At 29.9% G+C, this 15488-nt stretch carries 13 protein-coding genes; 10 read left to right on the forward strand and 3 right to left on the reverse strand.

Features of this window, described 5'->3' with window-relative positions:
- The first annotated feature begins 222 nt into the window (after positions 1-222).
- The 4 genes from F0000_RS25220 to F0000_RS25235 all read left to right on the forward strand — a co-directional run bounded on the left by F0000_RS25220 (position 223) and on the right by F0000_RS25235 (position 4752).
- On the forward strand, positions 223-777 hold the full coding sequence (locus F0000_RS25220; RefSeq protein WP_188112281.1) for a hypothetical protein: 555 nt from the start codon (positions 223-225) through the stop codon (positions 775-777).
- A 725-nt stretch (positions 778-1502) separates the two neighbouring features.
- The gene (locus tag F0000_RS25225; RefSeq protein WP_255452890.1) at positions 1503-2210 is read left to right on the forward strand and encodes a sensor histidine kinase; all 708 of its coding nucleotides are present in this window, start codon (positions 1503-1505) and stop codon (positions 2208-2210) included.
- Positions 2207-2962 (forward strand): LytTR family DNA-binding domain-containing protein, encoded by a 756-nt coding sequence (locus F0000_RS25230; RefSeq protein ID WP_149627482.1) that lies wholly within the window; start codon positions 2207-2209, stop codon positions 2960-2962. Before F0000_RS25225 ends, F0000_RS25230 begins: the two co-directional genes overlap by 4 nt.
- A gap of 134 nt (positions 2963-3096) precedes the next feature.
- Positions 3097-4752, forward strand: a complete 1656-nt coding sequence (locus tag F0000_RS25235) for a S41 family peptidase (RefSeq protein WP_149627483.1) — start codon at positions 3097-3099, stop codon at positions 4750-4752.
- 524 nt (positions 4753-5276) lie between these two features.
- Here F0000_RS25235 and F0000_RS25240 read toward each other — a convergent pair.
- Together F0000_RS25240 and F0000_RS25245 are read right to left on the reverse strand one after the other, a co-directional pair.
- The gene (locus F0000_RS25240) at positions 5277-5852 is read right to left on the reverse strand and encodes an RICIN domain-containing protein (protein ID WP_188112282.1); all 576 of its coding nucleotides are present in this window, start codon (positions 5850-5852) and stop codon (positions 5277-5279) included.
- A 1079-nt stretch (positions 5853-6931) separates the two neighbouring features.
- Positions 6932-8989: a DUF4214 domain-containing protein gene (locus F0000_RS25245; RefSeq protein ID WP_149627485.1), complete on the reverse strand. Its 2058-nt coding sequence runs from the start codon at positions 8987-8989 to the stop codon at positions 6932-6934.
- A gap of 575 nt (positions 8990-9564) precedes the next feature.
- Here F0000_RS25245 and F0000_RS25250 point away from each other — a divergent pair.
- Both F0000_RS25250 and F0000_RS25255 read left to right on the forward strand, forming a co-directional pair.
- Positions 9565-9822, forward strand: coding sequence for a type II toxin-antitoxin system ParD family antitoxin (locus F0000_RS25250; RefSeq protein ID WP_149627486.1), 258 nt, complete (start codon positions 9565-9567; stop codon positions 9820-9822).
- Positions 9809-10099 carry a type II toxin-antitoxin system RelE/ParE family toxin gene (locus F0000_RS25255; RefSeq protein ID WP_149627487.1) on the forward strand — a complete coding sequence of 97 codons (291 nt, stop codon included), beginning with the start codon at positions 9809-9811 and terminating at the stop codon, positions 10097-10099. Before F0000_RS25250 ends, F0000_RS25255 begins: the two co-directional genes overlap by 14 nt.
- Before the next feature lie 290 nt (positions 10100-10389).
- On the opposite strand, the gene F0000_RS25260 is transcribed toward F0000_RS25255, so the two are convergent.
- Positions 10390-10686: a hypothetical protein gene (locus F0000_RS25260; RefSeq protein ID WP_223148945.1), complete on the reverse strand. Its 297-nt coding sequence runs from the start codon at positions 10684-10686 to the stop codon at positions 10390-10392.
- A 186-nt stretch (positions 10687-10872) separates the two neighbouring features.
- On the opposite strand from F0000_RS25260, the gene F0000_RS25265 reads away from it, so the two are divergent.
- Genes F0000_RS25265 through F0000_RS25280 form a run of 4 tightly spaced genes read left to right on the forward strand, consistent with a single transcriptional unit; the run spans position 10873 to position 14861 of the window.
- Positions 10873-11088, forward strand: a complete 216-nt coding sequence (locus F0000_RS25265) for a helix-turn-helix transcriptional regulator (protein WP_149627489.1) — start codon at positions 10873-10875, stop codon at positions 11086-11088.
- Positions 11089-11093: 5 nt separating this feature from the next.
- Positions 11094-12239, forward strand: coding sequence for a DUF3696 domain-containing protein (locus F0000_RS25270; RefSeq protein WP_149627490.1), 1146 nt, complete (start codon positions 11094-11096; stop codon positions 12237-12239).
- Positions 12240-12243: 4 nt separating this feature from the next.
- Positions 12244-13224 carry a hypothetical protein gene (locus F0000_RS25275; protein ID WP_149627491.1) on the forward strand — a complete coding sequence of 327 codons (981 nt, stop codon included), beginning with the start codon at positions 12244-12246 and terminating at the stop codon, positions 13222-13224.
- Positions 13225-13235: 11 nt separating this feature from the next.
- On the forward strand, positions 13236-14861 hold the full coding sequence (locus F0000_RS25280) for a DUF262 domain-containing protein (protein WP_149627492.1): 1626 nt from the start codon (positions 13236-13238) through the stop codon (positions 14859-14861).
- Positions 14862-15488: the final 627 nt, after the last annotated feature.

The raw sequence follows: 15488 nt of genomic DNA on the forward strand, positions 1-15488 counted from the left end.
GTGCTTACTAAAAAAAGCAGCAACACTTTAAAAAACGGCCTTGCAAAGAGCTAAAGTTAATACCCAGTAAATTACGAATTTTACGTTAGCCTACGTACTGAAGTTTCTGGGGTCTATGAGGGATTGAAGCTAACGGAACATCGGATGCATGCTCGTTAATGGAATTCTTAGGCGTTGGAATAAACGATAGATTTTTACCACCCATTCAAATTTCAGTAGTAGATGTCAAAAATTAGCAAAAAGCGAGGTGAGCATAATGAACTTGAGGCTAATCAAATTCAGGTTTCTTCCTTACTGGTATTAACACATTTTGAAAAGATAAATGAAAATAGAAAAAATCAGGTGATCGATGAATTAAAAAAACTGAACCCAATGGCCAAAATAGTAACTATGGAAAGTTTGGATGTCTTATTACTACCTGAATTATTACCTTCTGAAAATACAGCACAAGAGTTTGAACATCATAGAGCACATTGGTCTTCATGTTCTATTGATTTACCCATTTTACTTACTCTAAAATGCATCCATGATATTTGCCAAGCACTGCCTAAAAGTATTCTTAGAGTAAAAGGTTGTACTACGATAGGGAATGAAAAAGAATATACTTTTTTTGAGCATACCCCTGATGGTAAAGTATTTATACGTCCATTTAATGGTGTTCCCATAACGGACTCTAAATTGTTGACTATTGGGCCTGGTAGCGAGCCTTCTTTACTTCAAAAAATATTTAAAACAATTCTCTTGATAGATGAAGCTAATAGTAATAACATTAAGTAAATTATAGAATACTACATTAATAGTCTGTTGAAGTATTGCCGCAGGAATAGGAGCGAAGTAAGAATGTATATGGAATGGTATTATACTAAATAGACCCTAATAATATAACAATTCAGAAACATATTACGATACTTCAAAGTATTATGATTTCATTTTTTTGTCAATCTTAAGATATTTGAACTGTTGAGAACAGCTCATTTTTTTGGTTTGCATGCCATCCAAATAATTCCGTTATTGGCATTCGTACGATCTATATGATATGGAAAATTTCAACTAAGAATCAAATTATTACTGTCAGCATTTTTGGGTTACTATTTGCTTCATAGATTACACATACATTTTAATAAGCCTATAAATTTATGCCACTATTCAATAAACAGAAACGTATACAATATTTAGGATTTAATGATTTTTGGTTTAGTGTAACAGGTATTCTTATTATAAGTATTATAGCAAACTATTTATTTAATGATCTATCAGAAAGAGAATCTATAGAACTAATATTTATAGGTTGGGTTGCCTCATTAATTCCAACAATCTGTGATTGGTTTATCATAAGGTTTATTTTGATTTTTTTACGAAAAAAATATCCCAATTTCGAGGATGATTTTAAGCGTATTATGATCCTTCTTTTTACAATCGTTTGCGTGATACTGCTTATCGATTTTACGATGGGTTTTTTGCTCGCAAAAATTTTCACTTTTTTGGGTTTCAATTCTTCCCATATGGTGGTATTGAAGGTTCTTTTACCTGTTATTTTGATCGTTATTATGATAATGGCAATATATGAAGCAATATATTATAATGTTAGACTTAAAAAATCAATTAGAGAAGAGGAACAAACAAAGCAAGTAATGATACAAGCGCAGTTAGATACCCTAAGAAATCAAGCACAACCTCATTTTTTGTTCAACAGTCTAAATACCTTGCGAGATATTATTGATTGTGACACTAAGGAAGATGCCAAAGATTTTGTAGATAATTTATCTGGTGTATATCGTTTTATTATTGAGTCTGGTAATTCAAATTTAATTTCCTTAAAAAAAGAGTTGAAATTTGCTAAAGCCTATATTCACATTCAATCAGAAAGATTTGGAGACAATTTACAGCTGAATTGGAATATTCCTGAAGATAAGCTCTTCGTAATGATAGTACCTATGAGTTTACAGCTTTTGCTAGAAAATGCTATAAAACACAACATCGTTTCTAAATCCAAACCTTTACTGATTACTGTAGCCATTAATGCCGATACCTTAGTAGTGAGCAACAAAATTCAAGCAAAATCAACTCAAACACCATCTACAAAAATTGGATTAAAGAATATTAAAAAACGATATCAGCTGATATCAAGTAAAACACCTGTTATTAGTAATGATGGGAAGTATTTTACAGTTTCACTTCCATTATTAAAATCACCAAAAGAAAAGTCATGAAAATACTAATCGTTGAAGATGAACCCCGTGCTGCAAGTCAGTTACAAAACTTATTAAACAAAAGTGTTTTTGATTTTGAAGTACTCACCATTATCGATTCCGTTGAAGATACGGTTTCGTGGTTTAGAAAAAATACGACACCAGATTTAGTTTTCATGGATATTCAACTGGCAGACGGCTTAAGTTTTGAGATTTTTCAGAAGATAGAAGTAACTGCACCCATTATTTTCACTACAGCCTTTGACCAATACGCCATTCAAGCATTTAAAGTAAATAGTATTGACTATTTACTAAAACCTATTCAACAAAAGGACTTAGACGCTGCATTACACAAATTTTCAAAATCTAAAAATATATCAAATCCTATAGAATCAAATATTTTAAAAGAACTCTTGAATAGTATGCAAACCCCACAAAAACGTTCAGGAATATTGGTAAAAGAGGGGAGTGGCTTTGTACAAATAAGGATATCAGAGCTTTTATATATATACTCACAAGATAGCATCACTTTTGGTATTACCCATAACAAGCGTTACATTATAGATGAAACGATGGATCAATTATTAGACTCCTTAGATGATGCTAAGTTTTACAGAATTAATAGAGGCCAGATTATCTCCAAAATTTCAATTCAGAAAATAGAACCCTACTTTAATCATCGCGTAAAGTTATTAGTGTCAAATCCAAGAGATCAAGAGTTTATTGTAAGCAGACAAAAGACGAGTGATTTTAAAGATTGGATGAATACATAAAGCTCTTATAACAGTTCAAGTATCAATACCTACGTTTCAGCACAAAGTATTACTATTGAGAGGAGATTAAAACCATATTTGTGATGTAATAAATAATCAAGCCCTGAAATAAATTCAGGTTAAAAAATAGCATCATGAAAAAAACACTTATTATTCTCAATCTATTATTTTTCTTTCAATTATCAGCACAAAAAACAGTAAGCGCAGTGCAGTGGCAAGAAGATCTTCGTTTTATTCAAAACACGATACATAAAGACTATTCGTTTCTTTTTGTAAAAACAACAAAAGAACAATTTGACACTCAAGTAGAAGTACTATACAAGGACATTCCGAATTTACAAGAACACGAAATTATTGTTGGAATGTCTCGAATCATCTCTTTATTCAAGTATGGTCATACTTATGTTAGTTTTCATCAAAAACCATTTGAATTTTCAGAATTACCTTTCAATTTACACGAATTTAATGATGGTATTTATATTCAGGGAACGCACAAAAACTATCCAAATGCAGTTGGAGCAAAAGTCATAGCAGTAGAAGGGAAGCCCATTTCAGACGTTCTAAAAGCAATTGAACCTACAGTAGAAGTCGAGAATCCTCAATATTTTAAAGCCTACGGAATTAATAATATACGCTATCCTGAAATCTTACATGCCCAAAAACTAACAAAAACCCTTCAAAACAAGGTAGTCCTTACCTTAGAAAAAAATGATAAAATATTTACTCAACCTTTTACTGCATTACCTAAAGGCGAAAGAGTACCAACAAATCGTGGTTATGTACATCAAAATGAACATTGGTTAGATGCAAGAGATCAATCCACAACACCTTTATATTTAAAGTACCTGGATAAGGTGTATTACTCTCAATATTTAGCCAAAGAAAAGGCGATGTATGTTAGACATAGTAGAATTCAGGATGAAGCTGGAGAAAGTACTAAGAATTTTTATGCACGTGTTTTTAATGAAATAGAAACTGGCGATGTAGAGAAATTAATTATAGATTTACGTTTAAATGGTGGAGGAAATAACTATTTAAATAAAGATGTTATAAAAAGTATTATGGAGTCCAGAAAGATCAATAAAGTAGGCAAGTTATTTATTATTATTGGAAGACGAACCTATTCTGCTTGCCAAAACCTCGTTAATGAAATAGACAATTATACCAATGCCATTTTTGTGGGAGAGCCCACAGCAGAAAATGTCAATTTTTGGGGAGATAACCGTCCAGTAACACTACCAAACAGTGCTATTGACATCTCTCTATCATATTTATGGTGGCAAGATAAGCCAGCTTTAGAAAATGCAGATTGGATAGTGCCTGGCATTCCTGTTACCATGAGTTTTGATGAATATGTAAGTAATCAAGACCCTGTATTAGAAGCAGCATTAACTTTTGTTGTACAGGATTTTAAACCTAAGCCAATGGAGTATATAACAGATTTGTATGTATCTGGACAAACACAAAAATTGGCAGAAGAACTTCCTAAAATGATACAAGATCCGCGTTATGCTTTTTGCGATTTTGAAACAGAATTAAACAAAAAAGGGAACATTTTATTACAAAGTGGTCGTGTGCCACAAATTCAAGGGTCCATTCAGATATTTTCTATGATTTCGCAACTATTCCCAAATTCTGCAAGCACTTATAAACATTTAGGGGAAGCGTACACCGCACTACAAGATACTCATAAAGCAAGAGAAGTACTCAAAAAGGCTATTTCTTTAGATATTAACGGAAAAATTGGCAAAGCAGCAAAAGAGATGTTGTTAGAGATAGACAAATTATAGCTATTAAATATACTGAAGTCTTGATTTTTTTGTTTAGCTCACGCGTTTATATTTTATTGGAGTTCGTGAATCTCCTAAGGGTTTGCATATCTTTTTGTATCAAGAAAAAAAGATATGCAAACCCTTAGAATGTTTAATCTGTGTTCCACAGTTATATCAAATATGTAATTTTACCTCTAATTTTCAATTGATTACGTAAAACCGTAAGAGACCGGCTTTATAGACGGTCTCTTGTTTTACATGTCAAATTGTACTAGAAGGGGATAGCCCTGTCAAAATTTATAAAAATTAATTATCCATGTTTTAATAGCTTTAAGAGTATGTTTAAAAAGAATACAAATTGAAAATCAATAGTTTGAGGTTCTGAGGACACTTCAAATGATGAGAATATCGAGATATTTTAATTATTTGAAGTAAGCTCGCGGTTCTTAAAATATTTGTTTTCAAGAAGTAAGGTTTTTAAACAAGCTCTAAGTTGATACATCATATCCTATATGTTTTAGGATAAATACCCCGTATAGAAATCAATTTTGTTTATGTAGCCTCCATAACTGATCGCGACTATCGGTGAATTGCCATTGTATAACATTACCATGTTGACTAACAGCTAAATATTTTTTGCTATTAAAATTTTTTATGCGGAATATGTTCTCGTTTCGATATCGTTCAAATAGGAATTGTTGATTACCTTGAGCATTATATGTCCATAAATGTATATTTCCTCCATTCCCAGTAGCATATCTTTCAACGTCTACACAATACTTATCGTTAGATGCCAACTTTATTATAGTTCTATCACCATAATCCCACATTTTCCATGTAGATTCTTTATAATTACCCGGAAGCATCACTTTTTTAATATTAATTCCATTTTTAAAATTATCATCTGATGTACCGAGATACAAGCCTTGATAATTTTCAATTAAATACTTCTTACCATGTTGCGGTTGAGCCGGTCTCCAATTTGCTGCTTTATTAAATTCTACCGGATCGATTCTTTCTATTGATTCCGCCAATGTTTCAGTTATTTCTTCTATTTCAGGTGATTCTTCAACAGTATCTGTAGAACAACTTTGGATAAAGAAAGTTGCTATTACCATAAAAGTAATTTTTAAGATTGAGTTTAATTTTCTTTTAGTTTTCATTGTGTTTTATTTTAATGTTAATACTTAGGTTTTAATATTAGTTGGTTAAAATGTATTATACTTTTTAGTAGATAGTAAAGCGGTACCTCTTAGAATTATTTTAGTAAAAAAGCACCCTTGTTTTTAGCTGTGGTAAAATTAAGAAGTATCAAGTTTTTTTACGGTAAAACGGGGTTAGTAAAAGGTATATAGGAAGTTAGCAATAGGTTAATGTAAACTGTGAAATTGTTAGTAAAAGGTAAGCATGGTTGTATTTTTTATTGTTTTAGGTTTTTTGAAAGAGTGAAATTACACCAATCTGAAACCAGACAACCCATTGTATTATTAATGTTTAAGTTTGCCGTGTAAGGAACTATGAAATATCCTTATTTTGAACGTTACTTTTTAATTTGTTCCTGGAGTAAAATGGAACGATCGAATTATAATGTATAATACGATTTATAACTAAAAATTTCGCATATTCATCGTTTCTTTTTCCTTTCTACTTCGTTTAAAAAATAAACCGTAGCTATAGCTATGCTTGATTTTTTTGCCTTGCATAAAGAAAAAATAATTCAATGAATTTATACGAATTTTTTAATCACAAATCGTATAAGTGCATTTTAGAGTTAAATTAATTGACTGTTTTAAAATACTACGTATTCGCCAATTTGCTACAATATACATTTGTAGTATACTGTACTTGCATTATGCCACTTTGCTTTGGTACGGCATAATTTTTAAGATTGAGAATCTTTACAATTGTTTGCGAGGTGGTGCGTTGACCTTTTTAGCTCTACATATTCTTTAAAATGTAATGGAATACGCTTTGCCCGAAGCGGCGATAGGAGTAAAGTGGGAATGTGTATGGTATAGTATTTACTTAACCTAAATCATATTAATAAATAATCCCCGATGCAGAGCCATCGGGGTATTCAAAGGAATAAAGTTTACTTTTTAGTTTTATGAAAACCTCAGGTTTTCAAACTTTCCTCTTGACCACCGAGGCAGAGCCTCGGGGAATTCTAATGATTAACCCCTATTTAAATTAGAATTTAGTTGTAATATGTAAATGGAGAATTGTTTCGTTCGTATCCTTTAATATTTGATAAAATCCAATATCCTTTTGTTTTTAGCAGATGCTTAATTACCTCATTTTGAGTTTGTTGTTTGGTTGTCATTTCTGTATACCAAAAATCTTCACTAGGTGAATCATTATCAAGATTTCTATCTAAAAGATCTATGTATTGATCTCTAATAAACTTACGAATATATTTTTCAGACTCCATAAATTCAATAACGACATTTAGTCTAGATTCACCAGAGTTTAATTGATTTAAATAGTATCTTACATCTTGTGATGATGGGTTTACATTATCTAATAATTTTTCAAATAAACGTTCTACAAATGTTTCATTATCTTGATTTGATAATAACCAAAAAGCATTACTGGCACAAAAATACTTAATGATATTTTCACGATTTAATATATTGTTTTGCATTTGATTTTCTAAAAAATTGATGTCAGAAGTATAGTTAACACGATCAATTAGAAATTCCATATTATACCTTACAAACTCTCTATATCCCTCATTGTACATAATAGTATTAACGCTTGACGTAAAATCATCTGTAGCACTAAGTTGGCTTACATTAGTTAAATAATCATTTTCTAGAGCAGAAGGGTTTCTTCCTGCTACATTTTGGTATAAAGAGTAAATATAATTTTGGTAACCTCTTTTATTCTCTTCGATTCTAAATTTAAGTGTTTCTGAAATTGGTTTATGCTCATACACACCTGTAGAAGCATTCCAATCCATTATCCCATAGTATCTTTGGGTTATAACATTCTGGTAATTATCTAATAATTCATAATGAAAATAGGCTTTAACTTTAGAAGTACCACTTAATTCTTTTATTAATAAGTCCGCAATTTCACTTTGTTCTTTTTGTTGAGCCGGTGTATTAGCTCCACCATCTAATCCAGCTTCAGTAATCCAAACATCTTTTGGCGGCATATTATTTTCTATATAGCCTAATATAGTTTGTCCTCCAAGGTGATTAAGAGGTGTATTGAGAGTGATATACTCCCCATTTTGTTCCTGTTTTGTATACATATGATAGCCCATTATATCAAAATTAACACCTTCATTTACCATATGTTCTATGAAGTAAAATTTGGTTCGAGTTGTTAAAAGAACAGTTTCAGGACCATTAGGTTCATTGTCAAATGCATATTGCATTCCTCTAAGAAATGCAGCAGCTTTGTTTAGTTTGCTAATATTGTAATCACTAGAATTTACTCCATATGTAGGCGGGTTGTTTATTAATAAATCATCCCATAACACAATTTCATTACCTAAACCAACATATTTAAAACGATTGTTAGTAGTTTTCATAAAACCTTCTCCAAGAGTCTTCCCTTTTATATAGTTTTGGGCTTGTGTTGCTGACGGAGAATAATCAATAAGGTGATGCACTAATGGCACGCATAGAACTTTTAAGTCAGGCATATCAGCAAAAGAATTTAGGTAATCATTGTATGCTATTTCGTCACTGTCAAACCTCAATGAACCATCTGCTTTTATGCCTAAACTAATTCTATATATATCAAATTGATGTTCCTTTATGAGAGTTTTTTGTAATCCTCTTGAAGTTAGATATACGCCCCCATCATACTTAGCGGGATGACCATTTATTCCCCATAAAAAATCATTAGGTAAGTTTGGTGGTGGGTCAATAGTGCTTACAGTATTACTTTTATTAAGTGTGAGGTTTTCATTTTTTTCACTTCGTTCGGTAAGATCATCACTAGTACAGCTAAGAATAAATAAGAATAAGAATGGCAATAATAAACTCTTCAATAAAAAACCTTTATTATTTTTGTAGTAACTTTTATCGAAGTATGTTCTTGTATATGTGGCAAAAGAATGTGTTCCATCAAAAAGCCATGCCCATGTTAAAAATATAATCACCATAGATAATTCGGTTGGTAAATTAAAATATATCATTAACTGGTATATCATAATAATAACAAACCCAATGAAGGCGGGAAAAATAACCCATTTTAGACCTTCTTTTTTATTGTAAACCCACCTTGATTCTGATAACATGCTTTTCGTTTTTTTAATTATATATATGATTAATCCTATTCCTTTTTTTTACTTGTAAGCCTTACCACGTATTAATGTCAACTGTGTAATTCTTTGTCTAATATAATATAATGTCATGAATAAGAAATGTGTTACCTATAATTTCTCTTTTTTTTTGAAAAAAGAGCACCTAAGTTTTTTGAAATCCCAATTTTTAAACAAAATGAAGCCGCTTTATTTTTCAATAAAGGTTTAATCAAAATCGTATATATTAAAAGTGTACTATACTGTACTTGTGTTATGTCACTTTGCTTTGATACGTCATAATTTTTAAGATTAAGAATCTCTGCAATTGTGTGCGAGGAGATGGGATGGCTTTTCTTGTTCTACAGTTAATTTTAAAAGTTTTCTAACGAAAAGCTTCTTTAAAAAGGTAATGGAACACTTATTATGCGGGCCGACCGCAGTAGGGGAGTGTAATGTGTGTGGAATGGGAATGCTTACAGAATTATTAAATTGATTAGTAGTTCGTAATTTTGGTATGTTTGTTGAATATTGTATATTACACCAATAGTATGACTATTTAAACATAAATAATGGCTACAATTAGAAAAACAATCACATTTACAGAGAAACAAGATAAGTGGATAAAGTCTCAAATTAAGGCAGGAGAGTTCACAAATGATAGTGAATATCTTCGTGATTTAGTAAGACGTGACCAAGCTAAAAAAGCAAAGTTCTCAGCACTTAAAGCAGCTATAACTGAGGGTATGGATAGCGGTATTAGTGATAAATCTGTTCCAGATATTATGAAAGAAGTCGAAGAACGTATGCGCGCAGATGGGCGTTTATAAAGTATCAAGAAAGGCAGAGATGGATCTTGCCAAAATGTATGAATATGGCATTGAAACATTTGGATTAAAACAAGCCAAGGGATACTTATTAGGAATGCATACGCTGTTTCAAGTATTAGCGGATAATACTAATCTTGGGCGTGATGCATCAGAATTTATACTATCATTAAAACGATTTTCTTATAAATCTCACACTATTTTTTATCTAGCTACAGATATTGATATTTTGATTGTTCGTGTATTGAATCAAAGCATAGATTATGAAAAGAATTTATAGTCTATCCCAATACAATAAAACAATAATTTTTAGAGTTTAAAGCAATTTTATATAATGTCGTATTATGACTACTATTTTGTATCATAATGTTCTGCGTTATGTCACTTTGCTTTGACAAAAGCAAAGTTTATTACTTCTACAGTTTATTTTAAAAGTTTTCTAACGAAAAGTTCCTTATAATAAGGTAATGCAACACTTATTATGCGAGCCGACGGCAGGAGGGGAGTGTAATGTGTGTGGAATGGGTAGTTATCTAAAATGTTTAAATCAAAAGTACCTAAATTTAATATTTATAAATCAATAAGATACTTTAATCTATTATAACATTCTTTTGCTAAAGGTTTTAAAGATTGTCCGTCTGGAGTAATTTTATAATCAATAGATCTATTCATAAAAGAAGCATATGTTTCTGCCAAATAATCATTTATTTTCTCTTTTGGTACATTCATAAGTTTATAGATAATCTCCAAAATTGCAAGATGATGAATACTTAAACCGTCCAATCCGATACTTTCTAAACCGTACAACAATTGACTATGTTTAAGATCCTGCTGTATTAAATCAATGATTAATTGTTCATTTTTCATAGAATTATTTAGTATTTATAATACTTTATTTGTCGATTTTTGAAAATAAAATTCACTTTTTAAGATAAAATATTCCGATTATAAGAACAAATATAAACAAAAACGGATAAAAAAATTCAAAGCTATTTAGAAAATCGGAAAATACTTACTCATTAGCTAAATTTATGTTCTTAAAAACTTACAATAATGACAGACTTAGGTCTATTTCTTTCTAGAAAATCTGTAAACAGATCAGATGTTTCTCGTAAAACGGGAATTAGCAAAACTCGCTTGAGTGAATTGTCTAATAATCGTAGAACAAAATTGCGTGTTACTGAATTGTATTTAATAGCATTGGCAATTGATGTTGATCCTTGTGAGGTTCTTAAAGATGTCTGTAAAGATTTGAAATTGAAAAACTAAATATTATGTTAGATAAAATTATCTTTAAAGGGTATAAGTCTTTTCAAAATACAAATGAATTAGAATTGAAGCCTATAACAATACTGTTTGGAAAAAATAGTTCTGGTAAAAGTGCGGTTGCTAAGCTTCCAACATTAATAGAAGCTTCTCTTTCTGGTGAATTTGAAGAACCATTACGGTATATTAATAATGAAATAGAGTTAGGAGCTGAATTTAGAGATCTTTTTTACCAAAGAAGAGCTCAAGAACAGATGGAGATAGAATTAACAACAAATTCAAGTTTTTTAAAAGTAAAAATTAATAACTCATTTGATAAACCAATTCTTACATCTTGGGAAATATCCCCAAATTTAATTTCCGGAATAAATGACGATCCAAATAAATTAATGGAATTAACGGAAATGATGACTGAAAAGAAAGAACTTTTCTCGGGTTTCTTATTAAACGATAATCGAAAAATAATTAAAGATAATATCTCATTAAAAACTGATTATATTGGACCTTTTAGATTAAATCCTCCAAGAGTTTTTCATTTAAGCGGTGTTACTGAGTTTGATAGTATTGGAATTAAAGGTGAAAATGCCTACCAAATTCTGGTTAATGATGAAGAAATAGCTAAAAAAGTAGGAGAATGGTATGAAACCAATTTTGATGGGTGGAAATTATATGTGAATAAGATATCTCCGTATTATGAAATTAGGATTAAACATAATGATTCTAAAGATGATGGTGTAAATATCGTAGATGTCGGACAAGGAATGAGCCAAGCTTTACCAATAGTAGTTAAAGCATTTAAAAAGGAGAAGAGACCCGTATTAACAATAATGGAACAACCTGAATTACATTTACATCCAGCAGCACACGGAAGTTTAGCCGAATTACTAGCAAACTCATCTGATAAAGAAAATAAATATTTAATAGAAACACATTCTGAAAATTTTATTTTAAGATTAAGAACAATGGTTGCTGAAAATAAAATAGACAAAAGTTCTATAAACTTATACTGGGTCAATTATGATGAAAAAACAAATTCAAGTCTTCTTAAAAAAATAAACATAAGCAATTCCGGAGAAGTTGACTTTTGGCCTGATAATGTCTTTAATGAAAGTTTTGAAGAAATTAAGGCATTAAGAAGAGCTCAAAAAAAGTAAATAGATGGTTATTGAAATAGAATCAGACTTATTTTTTAATGAAGAGTTTTTTGATGAGATAGATCAATTGTTCGATTTTTTTATTAAGAATAGATATAATTATTATATTGATGATGAAATTATTTTTAAAAGTCAATGGTTGTTAGGAGCAAGAAAATCTAAAAATGAATTTTTACAAAAAAGTTTTGCTAATTCTGCTTACATAACGACTGACGATAAGTTGACTATCAGCTCAAAAAATGAAGAAAAAGAAAATAGGCTAACATTAAAAGATGGATTAATATATCTTTCTAATCCTATTCTGGTTTTTATAGAAAATTCTTATTATGATAGTAAGTGTTATAAAGGTATTTTTTCTAAATTCGAGAGTGCAGAAAAGCTATTATTTTTTAATACTAATAGATGGTTGGAGTATAGAAATTGTGGAGGGAAAGATGGTGTTAAAAATCAAATTAATCTAGAACTAAAAAGATATAGAAAGGAAACTTTAGATAATCATAAATATTTAAGAGCTATTATTATTTTAGATAGCGATAAGAGATTCCCTTCAGATGATGATAATTATTATGAAGATTTCATTAACTATTTTGAGCTAAAGGGAATAAAAATACACATATTGGAAAAACGTGAAATAGAAAATTATTTACCCCTTATAATTTTTGAAAGAGAGACTAACGTTAGTGATGATGCTATTACAGCATTAAAAGAGTTGGATGAGAATCAATTAGACTATTATGATTATGAAAAAGGATTTAAAATAAATAGTAGAAAAAAATTATTGCCTTTGTTTGAAAATATTTCAGATAAAAATTATGAAATATTAAAATCTGGATTTGACAATAAAGACTTTAGAACAAAACGAGAAATACCAAAACTTTTTTTAAGTAATTCAATTACGAAAGAAATGCTTCTAGATAGATGTAGGCATCAAAATGATCCAAAAGAACTAGAAAATATTATTGAGAAGATAAATGGATTATTATAAATTTGCTATCTATGGATTTACCAAATAAAATAAATGTAAGACCAGATAAAGATCGATTAATAAACCTTTTAGGAGATATTAATAAGGGAAAACTTGTTGTCCCTAAATTTCAAAGAGATTATGTTTGGAGTGTTAAACAAAGAATAGAACTTTTTGATAGTATAAGTAAAGGGTTTCCGATAGGTAGTTTACTTTTTTGGAATCCTGAGAATGATGATTTCGGCTTTAATAATAAAATAGGACCTTATCAATTAAAACTTAGTAATAAGAAATATTCTTATATAATAGATGGATATCAAAGGATTACTACTTTATTCAGTGCACTGACTAACCCCAACAGTGTTGATAAAGAAAGTATTGATAACACAATATTGGATGATTATATTATATATTATAACTTAGAGGATCAGGAGTTTTTTAATTCAAATAAATCAAATAGTTCAATTAACATCCCAATATATGCACTTGTTGATACATTTGAATTTTTAACTTATTCAAAGAAATTGCAAGAGGAATATGGTGAGGAGAAAAGTAATCTGTTTATAAATAGAGCAAAAAGCTTAGCAACTTCATTATTAGATTATGAAATTGCTTTTGTTAATATTAATGGTGGGTTGATCCAAGATGCTGTTGAAATATTTTCAAGAATAAATTCTAGAGGAAGTGATATGTCTCCAATGTGGATGATAAGTGCATTAACTTATGAGGAGGGGAGTGATGGTTTCAAGTTTAGTGATGAAATTGATAATCTAAAATTAAGTTTGGAAGAATTTAATTTTGGAGAATTGAAAACAGAAATAATACTTCAATGTATTGAAAGTTCAACAGGTAAAATTTATTTTGATGTAAAAACTGAGTCATTAGCCAAGCGAAGTGATTTTAAGGAATTATGCCTGAGTACTTTTAATAACATATTTAAAGCTGTAGAATTTTTGTACAACAAGGTGAATGTTGTTAATTTAAGTTTATTACCGTACAATCTTCAACTTATTTTTATTACGGAATTCTTTAGATTAAATAAAGATGGAAACTCTTTAAAAATAGATGAGCTTGAAAGATGGTTTTGGCAAACTACATATTCTTCATATTTTTCGATATACTCTTTAAGTAAACAAAGAAAAGCTTTTAAAAAATTTCAAGATTTCGCAAAAGAGCAAACTGAAAAACCACTTTATATAGCGAATAATGATGAATTTGTAACTGCCGATTTTCCAAATAGAATTTTTTATGGGAGTGTAAGGTCAAAAGCTTTGGCTTTATTTTTAATTAAAAATGTTATTGATAGCACCTCAGAATTTGGAAATAAAGATCTTGAAGATTTTTACTCTTTTAACGCAAATGATAAAGACTTTAGGTTAATGTTTCCTAAGTTTAAGGAACTAGATTATAAACCTCGTATGGTTTCATTAAATAATAGAAGAAAATATGATTATTCTTTTATTTTAAAAGAGAGTACAGTAAACTTCAATTATGAAGCTAATTTTATAGAATATCCAATTGATCAAAAATCTTTAGAAAATATAGATGATTTAAAGGATTCCAGATATAATTTGATAAGTGATAGCGAGTCCAAATTTGTTAAGGATTTAGGAATAACATATAAATTTTCCGATAAATATGATATTATGCCATTTTAATATTATGTAAAATAGAAACAATGCATTTCTACCCAGATAGAGCGTTGGCAAAACGGCCTCATAAAACTTTGGTATAAACAATAGGCAAAGGAGCGTCAATATTTTAGAGGTTTAGTAGTAAGGTTTAATCAAAGCTATACATATTGATTCTAGTTCAAAGCGATCTTACAAGTTAGAATGCTTGCTAAAATATAGCGACTGCGCCGTACATTGTTTCCAAAGTTTTCTGCAGCCTTGATTTTTTTGTTTCTTTTTGTATCAAGACAAAAAGATATGTAAACACTTAGAATGTTTAATCTGTGTTACTAGGATAGCATGTGTATAGAAATTATCTCGTTAGAGTAATTTTATACTTATGCGGCAACGTCACGAGAATAGCATAAAAACTTTTTTCACGTATGTTTTATCAAATACGCGATTTATAATGCACCTAAAAGTTTTGCTTTTTTTGGCGTGGGCTATGCGGTAGGAAATTGTGTTTTAAAAAATTAATGCGATAGTGGTTAATTCGGTTCGATTTGTGCCAATGATTTCGGAGTTATAGTGCCAGTCATTTCGGTTCAAACTGTGCCATTTATATCGGTTCGATTTGTGCCACTACGAGAGATCAAGTAATTACCTTATCGC

Origin of the sequence: Aquimarina sp. RZ0, from assembly GCF_008370685.1 — a bacterium.
GTDB lineage: Bacteria > Bacteroidota > Bacteroidia > Flavobacteriales > Flavobacteriaceae > Aquimarina.